Annotated in this window: 13 protein-coding genes; 8 read left to right on the top strand and 5 right to left on the bottom strand. The window is 61.9% G+C overall.

Features of this window, described 5'->3' with window-relative positions; genetic code table 11:
- Positions 1–72: 72 nt before the first annotated feature.
- Both ACAW63_RS05290 and ACAW63_RS05295 read right to left on the bottom strand, forming a co-directional pair.
- Entirely contained in the window at positions 73–1,950 is a 1,878-nt protein-coding gene (locus ACAW63_RS05290; RefSeq protein WP_371232166.1) for a hypothetical protein, read from the bottom strand.
- Positions 1,947–2,279: a GtrA family protein gene (locus tag ACAW63_RS05295; RefSeq protein WP_371232168.1), complete on the bottom strand. Its 333-nt coding sequence runs from the start codon at positions 2,277–2,279 to the stop codon at positions 1,947–1,949. The genes ACAW63_RS05290 and ACAW63_RS05295 overlap by 4 nt, the downstream gene beginning before the upstream one ends.
- A gap of 292 nt (positions 2,280–2,571) precedes the next feature.
- Here ACAW63_RS05295 and ACAW63_RS05300 point away from each other — a divergent pair, with 292 nt between their 5' ends.
- From ACAW63_RS05300 to ACAW63_RS05335, 8 genes are all read left to right on the top strand, one after another.
- Positions 2,572–3,477, top strand: a complete 906-nt coding sequence (locus tag ACAW63_RS05300; protein WP_371232169.1) for a GDP-mannose 4,6-dehydratase — start codon at positions 2,572–2,574, stop codon at positions 3,475–3,477.
- 217 nt (positions 3,478–3,694) lie between these two features.
- Positions 3,695–4,666, top strand: coding sequence for a GDP-mannose 4,6-dehydratase (gene gmd, locus ACAW63_RS05305; RefSeq protein WP_243807080.1), 972 nt, complete (start codon positions 3,695–3,697; stop codon positions 4,664–4,666).
- Between the two features lie 3 nt (positions 4,667–4,669).
- Complete coding sequence (locus tag ACAW63_RS05310) at positions 4,670–6,106, top strand: mannose-1-phosphate guanylyltransferase/mannose-6-phosphate isomerase (protein ID WP_371232171.1); 1,437 nt, start codon at positions 4,670–4,672, stop codon at positions 6,104–6,106.
- Entirely contained in the window at positions 6,106–6,903 is a 798-nt protein-coding gene (locus tag ACAW63_RS05315) for an ABC transporter permease (protein ID WP_371232173.1), read from the top strand. The genes ACAW63_RS05310 and ACAW63_RS05315 overlap by 1 nt, the downstream gene beginning before the upstream one ends.
- Positions 6,903–8,165 carry an ABC transporter ATP-binding protein gene (locus ACAW63_RS05320; RefSeq protein ID WP_371232175.1) on the top strand — a complete coding sequence of 421 codons (1,263 nt, stop codon included), beginning with the start codon at positions 6,903–6,905 and terminating at the stop codon, positions 8,163–8,165. Before ACAW63_RS05315 ends, ACAW63_RS05320 begins: the two co-directional genes overlap by 1 nt.
- A complete protein-coding gene (locus tag ACAW63_RS05325) occupies positions 8,162–9,553 on the top strand; it encodes a glycosyltransferase family 4 protein (protein ID WP_371232177.1) in 1,392 nt (463 codons plus the stop codon). The genes ACAW63_RS05320 and ACAW63_RS05325 overlap by 4 nt, the downstream gene beginning before the upstream one ends.
- Positions 9,537–10,670: a glycosyltransferase family 4 protein gene (locus tag ACAW63_RS05330; protein WP_371234579.1), complete on the top strand. Its 1,134-nt coding sequence runs from the start codon at positions 9,537–9,539 to the stop codon at positions 10,668–10,670. Before ACAW63_RS05325 ends, ACAW63_RS05330 begins: the two co-directional genes overlap by 17 nt.
- Positions 10,671–11,828, top strand: coding sequence for a glycosyltransferase family 4 protein (locus ACAW63_RS05335; protein ID WP_371232179.1), 1,158 nt, complete (start codon positions 10,671–10,673; stop codon positions 11,826–11,828).
- 72 nt (positions 11,829–11,900) lie between these two features.
- Here ACAW63_RS05335 and ACAW63_RS05340 read toward each other — a convergent pair whose 3' ends face one another.
- From ACAW63_RS05340 to ACAW63_RS05350, 3 genes are read right to left on the bottom strand one after another with little or no spacing between them, the layout of a single operon-like run.
- Entirely contained in the window at positions 11,901–12,107 is a 207-nt protein-coding gene (locus ACAW63_RS05340) for a DUF1127 domain-containing protein (protein ID WP_015474893.1), read from the bottom strand.
- Between the two features lie 31 nt (positions 12,108–12,138).
- The gene (locus tag ACAW63_RS05345) at positions 12,139–12,432 is read right to left on the bottom strand and encodes a hypothetical protein (RefSeq protein ID WP_371232182.1); all 294 of its coding nucleotides are present in this window, start codon (positions 12,430–12,432) and stop codon (positions 12,139–12,141) included.
- Positions 12,433–12,464: 32 nt separating this feature from the next.
- On the bottom strand, positions 12,465–13,961 hold the full coding sequence (locus tag ACAW63_RS05350) for an acetyl-CoA hydrolase/transferase family protein (protein WP_371232183.1): 1,497 nt from the start codon (positions 13,959–13,961) through the stop codon (positions 12,465–12,467).
- Positions 13,962–14,128 lie beyond the last annotated feature (167 nt).

Here is a 14,128-nt window from a genome sequence, read left to right on the forward strand (position 1 = left end):
AGCGAGAATGAATCGGGTTGTTCCCAGCATCCAGGGGACCTCTTGTTATTCAGTCGCGGACACGCAGGTATGTCAGTCCAGCCGAGTCAGGGTCATGCCTTGCAGGCGCATGTCGACCTGGCCATTCCACAGCACCCGGAACTCGTAGGGTGATGCTCGTAGAGCGGAAACATTGAAGCGAATGCAGACGCTACGTGCTTTCCCGTCGGTGCCAACCAGTTCGAGTGCCTGTTTCTGCTCGCCGGGCTGGCCAGAGTGGAAAATGTCGAAAGTGGCCGCCGCTATCGCTTCGGGAGCCGGGCTCAGGTACTTCAGCGTGACTTCGTAGGTGCCTCTGGACAGGCCCACGTAGGGGCCGAACGAGAGGAACCCCGGCGCGTCCTGTTGGCTGATCGCGATGCGCTCGGAGCCTGCAGTGCGCCCCGTCAGCGAGGGCATTTGTCCGGCCGGGTAGTACCTCGAGGGATCGCCCGGCTTGCTGAAATAGCCGGTGATCGCGACGGCCATCGCATACGCGATGACGACCAACCCCGCGCGTGGCCTGTTGGGCACTTGCTGCCTAGCGAACAACCAGGCGCCGTAGGCGAGTACGAACAGCAGCAGGGCGGTGAACAGGTAATTCGGCGCGAAGCGGCCGGCCCAGTCGATGTTGTACAGCGCCGGCACCCAGTTCTGCAGAGGGCGATAGAGGGCGGAGTACTCGCTCAGCCAGTTCGCGGCCGGGCGGTTGTAGAGACTGACGCCAAAGTAGGCGTACTTGAAGAAGAACGTCAGCTGTAGCGTGATGAGCGTGAGCAGCAGCAGGATCAGCTTGTTCCTGCCCAGTACCCCCTGCAATGGTTTCAGCGCGGCCATGGTCGGAAGGAACAGGACTAACGCCGCTGACCAGCCGAAGCGTCCCGAAAACGACAGGCCGCCATACCAGTTCGGGTGCATGGCATTGGGCACGACCAGCGAGCAGAAGGTCAGCCCCCAGAACAGCGTCGGCACGGGATATTTCCGGAGCATCCCTGGCAGATACAGGATGCCCAGCCAGAGCAGCGGGTTCTGCAGGAGCATGCCCTGGTTCTGGTCGAGCAGCAGGCCCAGCAGAACCATGCCGGTCGTGGTGCTTAGCTCCAGCGCGCCATCGCTGTATGGTCCCGATATCTTCCCGAAGGCATGGAAGTTGTAGCTCGCCAGCAACAGCAGTGAGCCGCCCAGCAGGACCGGCCAAGCCAGTCTCTGCAGCAGGCTTGCGCTGCTGTGCCATGCGACCCAGCACCCCGCGCCGGCAAGCACCAGAGCCGTAGCGCTGAGTTTGATCTGCAGCCAGGGCAGGAAGGCCACGGCCAGGGCGTAGGTTGCCTGGATTGGCAGGCGTCTCGGGATTCGCGGCGTATGCAGCCAGTACAAAGCCGCCAGCGCAATGCTGCCGGCGAGGACATCCGGGTAGATCTGGCCTGCGGCCGGCACTAGCGGCAGCCCCGCCGTGAGGGCAAGCACGCCCAGGGTCGCCAGGCGCCGGTCGAGCCCGGCATGCAGTGCGATCCTCCAGCTGAGCAGCACGCCCAGGGTGCTCAGCAGTACCATGAAGAGTTTGGCGGCCCAGACCCCGCCGAGAGCGAACGGGATCGTCAATAGCAGCGGCAGGCCGATGTTGTGGAAGCTGTATCGGCCATTGGCCCCGCCGGCCGCGTGAGTGTTGGAGTCGGCGGCGGGTGTGCCCGGGGCTGCCAGGCCTTCCTTGACGAGTTGGTGGCTGGCGAACTCGTCTTCGTACGCCCGGGTCAGTTCCAGGCTGCCATAGCTGGCGAGGCTCTGGCTGATGATCAGATAGTGGGGCTCATCGCCAGTTACATCGTTGATGCTTCTATTCTGCCATAACAGAAGGGCGGAGAGGCACAAAAGCCAGTAGAGGCAGCAGGTGAGCAGGATTCTCCCGCGAATCTCTTCCCGGGCGCCCGTCACAGCGACAGCCGCCTGAAGCCGAACTCCAGGATGGAGCGGATGATGGTCATGATCAGGCAGCAGAATCCCGGCGTGTAGAGCACGTCCTCGCCCTTGTCGATGCCCCTTTCGATGTCGCCTGCAACATGGCCGATCACCAGGCCTGTCACTCCGCCCAGGTAGCGCTTGTCGAGGATGTACTTGATGACCAGGCCAGCGCCTGTGCCGATCAGGAGCGGGAGTGTGATGTGGTAGGGGCTTGCATACTGACGGGTCGTCATATCCTGACAGAAAATGTTGGCAACAGTTGCGATTACCGGCAATAACGTGTAGATCAGGGCAGGTTTCATCAGTGTGTCTGCAAAGGGCCATCCGGGGCCGAGTGGCGTGAATGCTACCCCACGGAGGACCCTGTCTCCAGAGTGCAAACGGTTGAGGATCGGGGATGCTTCATGAAGGTCGGGTCAAGCGGGCCGACGATCAGTCTGAACGCATTTCGTGCCTGAACGGATGGGGTGTCGGCGCGGTCGGGTGAGTGATCGCCCTACCGCCTGGCGACCTCACTGTAGACGGCTTGAACATGACTGACCAGTCAGCCATTTTTGGGTTCCTATTCACCAGAACAATCAGAGAGACTGGCCTTTGGACAGAAAACTCCTCGTAACAGGGCTTTCCGGGTTTGTAGGGACCCAGTTGCGAGCATCGCAGCCTTCCGGATGGCGGCTCATGGAGCTGCCTCGCTTGGACTTGCGTGACCCCGGCGCACTGGACGGATACCTGGCAGACGGGCCGCCCGATGCGGTGATCCATCTGGCCGGCCAGACCTTCGTGCCGCAGGCGTTCAAGGACCCGGCGGGAACGCTGCAAGTGAACGTACTGGGGACCCTGAATCTGCTGGAGTCGCTCAAGCGTTGCGGTTTTTCCGGGGCTTTTCTCTATGTCAGTTCCGGAGACGTTTATGGACAGGTGAGTGAGGCGCAATTGCCCATCACCGAGGAACAGATGCCTCGCCCACGCAATCCCTATGGTGTGAGCAAGGTCTCGGCGGAGCTGTTGTGCCAGCAGTGGAGCTTCACCGAGTCGTGGCGCATGATGGTGGCACGTCCGTTCAACCATGTGGGGACGGGTCAGAAGGCGGATTTCGTCCTGCCTGCGGTGGCAAGGCAAGTGGCGCGTATCCGGCGTGGCTTGCAGGCTCCCCGCATCGAGGTGGGTGACATCGATGTCTCCCGTGATTTTCTCGATGTGCGGGACGTGCTGGCGGCCTATTTCGCGCTGCTGGAGCATGGTCGCAGCGGGGAGGTGTACAACGTGTGCTCGGGACAGGAATACCGGGTGCGAGACCTGATCGAGCGGATGGTCCGGTTGGCCGAGGTCGAACTGGAGATCTGCCAGGACCCGCAGCGTCTGCGGCGCGCGGAGCAGCGCAGGGTCTGCGGTAGCCATGCCAAGTTGCGACAGGAAACGGGCTGGGCGCCAGAGATCAGTATGGAGCGGACGCTCCGGGATATTCTGGCGGACTGGGATGTCAGGGTGTTGCAGGAGTAGATCCTTCGCTATTGGGGGAATGGTCGGGAACCCCGATCCGGCGACGAGCAATCGCCAGTGAAGTCGGCGCGGCAACGCCACAAGCGTGCAAATGCGCGACCGCAGTAACGCTTCACGCGGAGACCATGGAGGGCATGCCCCGCCAGCCAGGGGATCCGGAATAACTAAAATCAACTCGCAGGCCATGATTCTGCGAGACATCACGGATGCCAGAAGAATGACAAAAAGTGCTCTGATCACCGGCCTGACCGGCCAGGATGGCGCGTACCTTGCGAAGCTGCTGCTGGAGAAGGGCTACAAGGTCCACGGACTGGTCGCCCGCCGCAGTAGCGATACGCGCTGGCGCTTGCGCGAGCTGGGTATCGAGTCCGAACTGGTCTACCTCGACGGCGATCTGGCGGATGCCTCTTCCGTCCAGCGTGCCGTCATCAAGGCCAAGCCGGACGAGCTCTATAACCTGGGTGCGCAGAGCTTCGTCGGCAGCTCCTGGGACCAGCCCGTCACCACCGGGATCGTCGACGGCCTGGGGGTCACTCATCTTCTGGAAGCCATCCGCCAATTCAGCCCGGAAACGCGCTTCTACCAGGCCTCCACCAGTGAAATGTTCGGCCTGATCCAGGCCGAGCGGCAGGACGAAAACACACCGTTCTACCCACGCAGCCCCTACGGGGTGGCTAAGCTCTATGGTCACTGGATCACGGTGAACTATCGCGAGAGCTTCAAGCTGCACGCCTCCAGCGGCATCCTCTTCAACCACGAGTCGCCACTGCGCGGCATCGAGTTCGTGACGCGCAAGGTCACCGATGCGGTGGCGCGCATCAAGCTCGGCAAGCAGAACGAACTGCGCCTGGGCAACATCGATGCCAAGCGCGACTGGGGCTTTGCCGGTGATTACGTGGAAGCCATGTGGCGGATGCTGCAGCAGGACCAGCCGGATGACTACGTGGTGGCCACTGGCGTGACCACCACCGTGCGCGAGATGTGCCGCATTGCATTCGAGTACGTCGACCTGAAGTACCAGGACCATGTGGTGATCGATCCTGCCTTCTTCCGCCCGGCGGAAGTGGATGTACTGCTGGGTAACCCGGGCAAGGCCGAACGCGTTCTGGGTTGGAGTCCAAAGACCAGCCTGGAGTCGCTGATTCACATGATGGTTGACGCCGACCTGCGTCGAGTCGGCAAGGAGTAAGCCATGCTCATTCCCGTCATTCTCTCCGGCGGCGCCGGCACACGGCTGTGGCCGGTATCCCGCGAAGGTCAGCCGAAACCCTTCATGGCAATGCCCGATGGGCAGTCCCTGCTCAACAAGACCTATCGGCGTGCGGCCGGCCTGCTGGGGGGCGACGGCAGCATCGTCACGGTGACCAACCGCGACTACTACTTCCAGAGCAAGGACCATTTCCAGGCCGCCAGACTGCGCCAGCGCGGCCACTTCATTCTCGAGCCGACTGGGCGCAATACGGCACCCGCCATCACGGTCGCGGCCCTGGCGTTGCGTGCCATGTACGGCGATGACGTGACCATGGTGGTGATGCCGGCGGATCATCTGATCCGCGATGTCGAGACGTTCGCCAACGCCGTGGAACACGCGGTCGAACTGGCTGCACAGGGGCGACTGGTGACCTTCGGTGTAGTCCCCACCACGCCGGAGACCGGTTTCGGCTACATCGAGACCGGAGACGCGCTGGACGCCAAGGGCGGCAGCACGGTGAAACGCTTCGTCGAAAAGCCCGATCTGGATACCGCCAGACAGTTCCTCCAGGCCGGCACCTTCCTCTGGAATTCGGGAATGTTCTGCTTCACCGTCGGCACCTTCATCAGCGAGCTGGAAAAGCATGCGCCGCAGATGCTGGCGCTGGCCATCGACTGCCAACTGGCGAGCCAGCCGGAGGAGATGGGCAATGTAGTCCAGCAGGAGCTGCCACACGAGCATTTCTGTAATCTGGAAGACATCTCCATCGACTATGCGCTGATGGAGCGCTCCGATCGTGTTGCCGTCGTACCCGCGACCTTCGACTGGAGCGACATCGGCTCCTGGACCGCCATGAGTACGCTGGTGGACGCGGACGCCGACAACAATCGTGCGGCCGGCAACGCGATCTTCGTCGACAGCCGAGACAACTACGTGCAGAGCGAGGGGCGCCTGATCGCCACCGTGGGCGTCGAGGGTCTGATCGTGGTCGAGACCGCCGATGCCATCCTGGTGGCGCGCGCGGATCGGGTGCAGGACGTTCGCAAGGTCGTCAAGCAGCTCAAGGACAGCGAGAACGAGGCGTATCGCCTGCACCGCACGGTAAGCCGTCCCTGGGGCACCTACACCGTTCTCGAGGAAGGTTCGCGCTTCAAGATCAAGCGCATCGTGGTCAAGTCCGGAGCTGCGTTATCGCTGCAGATGCACCATCACCGCAGTGAGCACTGGGTGGTGGTACAGGGCATGGCCAAGGTCACCAACGGCGAATCCGTACGGCTGGTGAACAGCAACGAATCGACCTACATCCCCGCGGGGCACCGTCATCGCCTGGAGAACCCAGGCGTGATCGATCTGGTGATGATCGAGGTGCAGAGCGGTGAGTATCTGGGCGAGGACGATATCGTCCGCTTCGAGGATATCTACGGCAGGATCGTTTGATGTCGCTGAGCATGTTGAAAGGTGTCTGGCACTATCGAGGCTTTATCTTCGGCAGTGTGCGCAGGGAGTTCGAGTCGCGTTATCGGGGGTCATTGCTGGGGGCTGCCTGGACGGTGCTCAACCCCCTGGCAATGATCGTGGTCTACACGGTGATCTTTTCGGAGGTAATGCGGGCGCGCCTTCCTGGCGTTGACGACAAGCTCGCCTACAGTGTGTTCCTGTGCTCCGGTCTGCTTACCTGGGGGCTGTTCTCCGAGGTGGTTTCGCGTTGTCTGACGATGTTCCTGGACAACGCCAATCTACTGAAGAAACTCAGCTTCCCGCGCATCTGCCTGCCGGTGGTCAGTGCCTGCAGCTCACTGGTCAATTTCGCCATTATCTTCGGCCTGTTCTGCGGCTTCCTGCTCATCACCGGTCGTCTTCCCGGCGTCGCGCTGCTGGCGTTCCCGATGCTGGTGGCGTTGCAGCTGCTGTTCGCGATTGGCCTGGGCATGCTGCTCGGGTTGCTCAACGTGTTCTTCCGGGATGTCGGCCAGATCTTCGGTATCGCCTTGCAGTTCTGGTTCTGGTTCACCCCTATCGTCTACCCGCTGAGCATCCTGCCCGAGCAGATCCGCCGGTTCGTGCAGCTCAACCCATTGAGCGCGCTCATTGAGGCCTATCAGAATCTTTTCCTCTATGGCCGCTGGCCGCAGTGGTCGAGTCTACTGCCACTCCTCATTGTCAGCGGCGTGCTCTGCATGATGGCGCTGGCCCTCTTCCGCGCGCGATCCGGCGAGATGGTGGATGAACTCTGATGGGACATATACGCATCGAAAATCTGGGCAAGGCCTACCGGCAATACCCCACGCGTTGGTCACGCCTTGCAGAATGGCTGATTCCCGGGGGCGCGGCGCGGCACCAGCAGAATTGGGTTCTGCAGGACATCAGTCTGGATGTGCGTCCCGGAGAGGCGGTCGGTATCGTCGGCTCCAATGGCGCCGGTAAGAGCACTCTGCTGAAGATCATTACCGGCACCACGATACCCACCAGTGGTTCCTGCAGCGTGGGTGGCCTGGTTTCTGCGTTGCTGGAGCTGGGGATGGGGTTTCATCATGACTTTACCGGCCGCCAGAACGTGTATATGGCGTCGCAGTTGCTCGGCCTGCAACGTGATGAGATCGAAGAACTGATGCCCGCCATCGAGGATTTCGCGGAGATCGGTGATGCTATCGATCGTCCGGTGCGCACCTACTCCAGTGGTATGCAGATGCGCCTGGCGTTTAGCGTGGCCACGGCTCGTCGGCCCGACGTACTGATAGTCGACGAAGCTCTGTCGGTGGGGGACGCCTACTTCCAGCACAAGAGCTTCGAGCGCATCCGCAGCTTCCGGCAGGCCGGAACCACATTGCTGATCGTTTCTCACGACCGTTATGCGATCCAGTCGATCTGCGATCGTGCGGTGCTGCTGGAGTTCGGCCGAATGGTAATGCAGGGTGATCCGGAGATGGTTATGGATTATTACCATGCCCGGATGGGAAATGGTCTTAACCAGATGGCGCGCCAGGAGATGCTTGAGAATGGCAAGACCCGCACCATCTCCGGCACGGGCGAGGCGGAAACCGAGTTTGTGCGCATTCTTGGATCTAACGGTGAAGAGCTTGACGTTGTAGAGGTCGGCCGTCCAGTCGTGCTCGAAGTAGGCATCCGTGTGAAAAGGGACATCGACCGGCTGGTGTTGGGCTTTATGCTCAAGGATCGCCTTGGCCAGGCGATGTACGGCATCAACTCGCACCGCCTGCAGATGGAGCAGGAAAACCTGGTCGCCGGCGAACTGGTGGTCTATCGCTACGCGTTTCCGATGCGGCTGGGGCAGGGCAATTACTCGGTATCGCTGAGCCTTTCCCGATTCGATTCTCACCTGGATGGCAATTACGAATGGCGTGACTGCGCCATGATCTTCCATGTCATCAACAGTACCCGCGAAAACTTCATTGGCTACTCCTGGCTGGGAGCGCAGCTGTCCGTGGAACGAGAGGGACACCCGCAAGCTGCGGCCCTGAGCAGGAGTCTGTCATGACGCGTCTGCTGATCGAATGCACCTATGTCTACGAGCACCCCGACCTTAATTCCGGCATCCAGCGCGTGGTGCGCAACGTCATCCAGCACCTGGGAGGCCCGCGGGGCAAGGTGGAATGCATTCCCGTTGTCATGCAGGATGGCCAACTCAAGCGTGTGCTTGAGCTGATTCCCAGTGGCAGGAGCGAAGAACCCAGCGGCATTCGCCGCTGGATCCATCGATTTGACCATGCTCGGCTGCGCTTCTGGGGGCTGTACGCCCGAGTGGCCTCGCTATTGCGGATACGCGATGACAGTCGCGCGCGCCAGGCGCTGTTTTGGACCTGGCGCATCGCGGGGCTCAGCCTGACGGCTCCGATTCGCCTCCTGCTGTGGCTGGAGCGGCGTCTGGGGCTTACCCGGCAACGCAGTATCGATCTGGAGACGGCGCCAGGCGATGTGTTCCTGATGCTCGACTCCTCCTGGCACGTAGATTTCTATTCCCTCGCGGACAAGCTGAAGCGACAGGGCGTGATCATCATCTCGGTCATCTATGACCTGATTCCGCTGACTCACTCGCAGTTCTGCGATGCTGGGTTGACCAAGGTGTTCGACCGCTGGTTCGGCTGGGTCGCCAACACGGCCGATGGTTTCATGGCCATCTCGCAGACCGTGCGCGATGAAGTGCGTGAGGAAGTAGTGCGCCGTCTTGGGCCGGAAGAGGCCGATAAGCGTCTCTTCGACTACTTCTACCTGGGCTCGGAGCTGGACCTGAGTCGCCGCGACAGCGTGCTGGACCCCAAGCTGATGAAGGTCTTCGAGGACACCGCCCCGGTCTATCTGATGGTCAGCACCATCGAGCCGCGAAAGAACCATCAGTATCTGCTGGACGCCTTTGCCCGGCTTTGGGCGCGAGGTTCGAATGCGCGACTGTGCATAATCGGCAAGATCGGCTGGAAAAGCGAAAGTCTGATCGGCGATATACACCGACATCCAGAGCTGGGCAAACGACTGTTCATGTTCAACCAGCTAAACGACAGGGGCTTGGAGTATGCCTACGCGCGGGCTCGCGCGCTGGTCTTCCCCTCGCACGCGGAAGGCTTCGGCCTGCCGTTGGTGGAGGCAATGCAGCGCTCGCTGCCGGTCATGGCCAGCGATATTCCGGTGTTTCGCGAGATTGGGCGAGACTACATGGCTTACTTCGACCTTGACTCACCGGACGCCCTGGCTTGCCTGATTGAGGAGTTTGAAACCAGCGGTCGCTTCCCCGCCTTCGCCGACCCGACTCAATGGCAGTGGATCGGTTGGCGCGAGGCAAGCCATCAACTGTTGGATCGAATCATGGTTGACGTTGAGCGTCGTCGATCCGGTTTTCCCGTTCTCGAACATGCCGATGCAGATTGCGTTTAACGCCCGCATCCTCCAGGCGCCGAGAACCGGTATCGGCCAGTATGTGTCGTCCCTAACCCAGGCGTTGCAGGGACAGGCGGGAGTCAGTCTGCAGCTGTTCCTCGGCCGTCATTGGGCGGTCGATCTGCCGCCCGCACCGATGCCCGGTTACTCGCGTCGCGTTGCGCTGGCCAAGCGGGTGCCAGGCGCTTACCGCATCCGCCGTTGGCTGGAGCAGGGCAGCTTCGACCGTGGGTTGCGCCAGCGCTCAATTGACCTTTACCACGAGCCCAGCCTGTGGCCGCTTGAGTTCGACGGGCCCATGGTCATGACCCTGCACGATCTGACCCATGTGCATTACCCGCACACTCAGCCGGCTGATCGCCTGGCCGAAATCGAGCGACATGTCGGCAGTGGCGTCGAGCGGGCGCAGTGCGTGTTGACTGACTCAGAGCATGTGGCCAGCGAGGTTCGTCGTCACTTTGCCCTGCCCGCGGAGCGCGTGGTGGTGGCGCCTCTTGGCTACGCAACGCGCTTTCGCCCACGCACGGATGAGGAACTGGCGAGCGCGCTGGCGTCGTTCGGTTTGTCAGCGGGGCGCTATCTGATCTGCGTCGGCACATTGGAGCCGCGCAAGAACCTTCAGCTGGCGCTGCGGGCCCATGCGTTGTTGCCGGCGGCGCTGCGCACGCGTCTGCCATTGGTGATAGTCGGAATGCCAGGCTGGCGCAGCGAGGGGCTGGATGGGACGCTGGATGCCGCGGTGAAGGGGGGCTGGGCCAAGGTGCTGGGCTATCAGCGCGACGACGTGTTGGCGGAGCTACTGGCCGGAGCAAAAGCACTGCTCTTCCCCTCGCTCTACGAAGGCTTTGGCCTGCCAGTGCTGGAAGCGATGGCCAGTGGCGTGCCGGTACTGCTCACGCGCAGTTCATCGTTACCGGAGGTCGCAGGTGCGGCAGGTATTTACGTCGACGCCCACGATCCGCAGGAGATGTGTGCCGCTATCCAGGAACTGGTGGACGACTCTTCTCTCGGGCAACGTTGCCGCGAACTTGGGCTGGAAAGGGCACAGGAGTTCAGTTGGCAACGCTGCGCCCGGATAACCAGCGAAGCCTACCGAAAGGCTGTGGGAGGCTGAATGCGCGTACTACATTTCTTCAAGACCTACCTGCCGGACTCGGTCGGTGGCATCGAGCAGGTGATCAACCAGCTCTGCCGCACGGGGCACAGTCATGGCATCGAGAACCAGGTGCTGACCCTGAGCGCCAGTCCCGATCCGGCCGAGGTGATGGTCGACGGTCATCGGGTGTTCCGGGCGCGCCTCGATCTGCAACTGGCCTCCACCGGCTTCTCCTACAGCGTCGTACCGCAGTTCCGCAGGTTGGCGGCCGAAGCGGACATCATCAACTTCCACTTCCCTTGGCCGTTCATGGACGTGGTGCACCTGCTGTCGGGCGTGCGCAAACCGACCGTGGTCACCTATCACTCCGATATCGTCCGCCAGAAGCATCTGTTCAAACTGTACCAGCCGCTCATGCATCGCTTCCTGAACAGTGCTGACCGGATCGTCGCCGCGTCGCCCAACTATCTGAAATCGAGCGATGTGCTGCGCCGTTACCCGCACAAGGCGCAAGTCATCCCCTACGGCCTGGACAAGCAGGCCTATCCCACCCCCGCTGCGGAGTGCGTCGAGCGCTGGCGGCGGGCGGTAGGGGAACAGTTCTTCCTGTTCGTCGGTGTGATGCGCTACTACAAGGGGCTGCACATCCTCCTTGAGGCGGTGAAGGGCACCGGCTATCCCGTGGTGATCGTCGGGGCCGGCCCGCTGGAGCAGCAGCTCAAGGCGCAGGCCGCGGCGCTCGGCGTCGAGTCGCACGTCCGCTTCGTCGGCCGTGTCAGCGAGGAAGACAAGGTCGCCCTGTTGCAGCTGTCACGCGCGATCGTATTCCCCTCGCACCTGCGCTCGGAGGCCTTCGGTATCTCCCTGCTCGAAGGGGCGATGTATGGCAAGCCGATGATTTCCAGCGAGATCGGCACTGGCACGAGCTTCATCAATGCTCATGGTCTGACCGGGCTGGTGGTGCCACCGAGCGATCCGCAGGCGTTCCGACAGGCAATGCGCTGGTGCTGGGAGAATCCGCAGGCGGCGGCTGAGATGGGGCGGCAGGCGGAAGTTCGCTATCGCGAGCTATTCACCGCGGATGCTATGGGGCGGGTCTGGGCAGATCTGTATCGCAATCTGCTGGACGAAAAAGCGGAGAGGGGGATTCTGCTGCCCGAAGGCCGTTCTGGCTGAACGGCCGGGGCAACATACTTACCAGTACAGTTACGGCGAGCCTGGAGAGAGTGGCTCAGTTGTACTGTTGAATCAGCGCCAGAACGGCTTGTTCAGTTCGGCGTAACGCTGGGCTTCGCTGATGCCGGCGTCGGCCAGCAGGCGGGAGTCCAGGCGGGCCAGCTGACGGCGGCTTTCCATGCGGCGCTGCCACAGGCGAACGGTGCCGACAAGGCCACGGTGGGCGCTGGAGGTGCTACGGGTGGTGCTCAGAGCTGCGGAACCGAGGGTACGTTCCATGGTGGTCATCCTTCTCGCTTGTGGCGAGTAGTCAGTTGCTGAATTGATTGAGCATATGATCTGACTTTTTGGTCAGGGACGACAGGTACAGTTGCACTGTATTGCAGCTGGTCAGGCGATTGTTATTTTGAACTGTAATGGTGTTTTTCGGGACGAACTGTACCGTTGCGCTCCATTCTGGTGCGCAATTGATAGGCGTCTGAGGTATTTCGAGGGTGCCGACCGGGGTGGCGGCGGGGAGAGCTGAACAGTTGAAGCGGGATAAAAATCTGTTCAGGAGTGTTTTTACGTGGTTTTTTTTCGGCTGTAAACCCTTGCGGGCCATTCATTGCTGAATGGCCCGCAAAAGGCTCCGGATCAGCTCGCCGCCAGCATGTGGCCGCGTTCTTCCAGATTGATGTGCCACTCCAGGGCCTCGCGCAGGATGTGCGGGGTATGGCCGCCGCGCTCGCAGGCGGCTTCGAAGTAACTGTTCAGGGCGTCGCGGTAGGACGGGTGCACACAGTTGTCGATGATCACCCGGGCGCGCTCGCGCGGTGCCAGGCCACGCAGGTCGGCCAGGCCCACTTCGGTGACGAGGATGTCCACGTCGTGCTCGGTGTGGTCGACGTGGCTGACCATCGGCACCACGCTGGAGATATTGCCGCCCTTGGCGATGGACTTGGTGACGAAGATGGCCAGGTGCGCGTTGCGGGCGAAGTCGCCCGAGCCGCCGATGCCGTTCATCATCCTGGTGCCGCCCACGTGGGTGGAGTTCACGTTGCCGTAGATGTCGAACTCCAGCGCGGTGTTGATGCCGATGATGCCCAGGCGACGGACCACTTCAGGGTGGTTGGAGATCTCCTGCGGACGCAGCACCAGCTTGTCCTTGTAGCGCTCCAGGTTACCGAACACGTCGGCGTTGCGGCGCGTGGACAGGGTGATGGAGCTGCCCGAGGCGAAGCGCAGCTTGCCGGCGTCGATCAGGTCGAAGGTCGAGTCCTGCAGTACTTCGGAGTACATGGTCAGGTTCTCGAAGGGCGACTCGATCAGGCCGCACATCACGGCGTTGGCGATGCTGCCAATGCCGGCCTGCAGCGGTCCGAGGCTGTTGCTCATGCGGCCGGCTTCCACTTCGCGCTTGAAGAAGTCGATCAGATGGTTGGCGATGCCCTGGGTCTCGTCGTCCGGCGGCAGCACGGTGGACGGGGAGTCCGCCTGGTCGTTGACGACGATGGCCACGATCTTTTCCGCCGGAATCGGGATGGCGGTGCTGCCGATGCGGTCGTCCACGCGAGTGAGCGGGATCGGCGTGCGGGTCGGGCGGTAGGTCGGGATGTAGATGTCGTGCAGGCCTTCCAGGTTGGTGTTGTGCGCGACATTGATCTCGACGATCACCTGCTTGGCGAAAATCGCGAAGCTGGCCGAGTTGCCCACGGAGGTGGTCGGCACGATGTGGCCTTCCTCGGTAATGGCGACGGCTTCGATGACGGCGATGTCCGGCAGCTTGAGCTGGTGGTTGCGCAGCTGTTCGACGGTTTCGGACAGGTGCTGGTCGATGAACATCACCTCGCCGGCGTTGATCGCCTTGCGCAGGGTGCTGTCGACCTGGAAGGGCATGCGACGGGCCAGCACGCCGGCTTCGGTGAGCTGCTTGTCGAGGTCGTTGCCCAGGCTGGCGCCGGTCATCAGGCTGATGCGCAGCGGCTCCTGCTTGGCGCGCTCGGCGAGGGCCTTGGGTACGGCCTTGGCTTCGCCGGCGCGGGTGAAACCGCTCATGCCGACGGTCATGCCGTCCTTGATAAGGGCCGCGGCCTGGTCGGCAGTCATCACCTTGTCCAGCAGGGAGGACATACGCACGCGATCACGGAACATGGGAAAACCTCGGGCAGTAGGAAGTGCGAGGCCGCCAGTCTAGGGACTCGGCGATTTTTGGCTCTTATACCAAGGTCGAAAAATCGCCCGGCCGGTCGCCTTCTTACTACCAAAGTCCACCAGATTTCCCATTGCCCGAAAGCAAGACACCGGCGCGAGGCCGGTGT

Origin of the sequence: Pseudomonas sp. QE6, assembly GCF_041379005.1 — a bacterium.
GTDB lineage: Bacteria > Pseudomonadota > Gammaproteobacteria > Pseudomonadales > Pseudomonadaceae > Pseudomonas.

Bases quoted from the DNA above. Each gene is read 5' to 3' on its own strand.
- ACAW63_RS05310 (WP_371232171.1), top strand. From the start codon at position 4,670: ATGCTCATTCCCGTCATTCTCTCCGGCGGCGCCGGCACACGGCTGTGG.
- ACAW63_RS05345 (WP_371232182.1), bottom strand. From the start codon at position 12,432: ATGGCCCGCAAGGGTTTACAGCCGAAAAAAAACCACGTAAAAACACTC.
- ACAW63_RS05350 (WP_371232183.1), bottom strand. From the start codon at position 13,961: ATGTTCCGTGATCGCGTGCGTATGTCCTCCCTGCTGGACAAGGTGATG.
- gmd (WP_243807080.1), top strand. From the start codon at position 3,695: ATGACAAAAAGTGCTCTGATCACCGGCCTGACCGGCCAGGATGGCGCG.
- ACAW63_RS05330 (WP_371234579.1), top strand. From the start codon at position 9,537: ATGCAGATTGCGTTTAACGCCCGCATCCTCCAGGCGCCGAGAACCGGT.
- ACAW63_RS05320 (WP_371232175.1), top strand. From the start codon at position 6,903: ATGGGACATATACGCATCGAAAATCTGGGCAAGGCCTACCGGCAATAC.
- ACAW63_RS05295 (WP_371232168.1), bottom strand. From the start codon at position 2,279: ATGAAACCTGCCCTGATCTACACGTTATTGCCGGTAATCGCAACTGTT.
- ACAW63_RS05315 (WP_371232173.1), top strand. From the start codon at position 6,106: ATGTCGCTGAGCATGTTGAAAGGTGTCTGGCACTATCGAGGCTTTATC.
- ACAW63_RS05340 (WP_015474893.1), bottom strand. From the start codon at position 12,107: ATGGAACGTACCCTCGGTTCCGCAGCTCTGAGCACCACCCGTAGCACC.
- ACAW63_RS05325 (WP_371232177.1), top strand. From the start codon at position 8,162: ATGACGCGTCTGCTGATCGAATGCACCTATGTCTACGAGCACCCCGAC.
- ACAW63_RS05335 (WP_371232179.1), top strand. From the start codon at position 10,671: ATGCGCGTACTACATTTCTTCAAGACCTACCTGCCGGACTCGGTCGGT.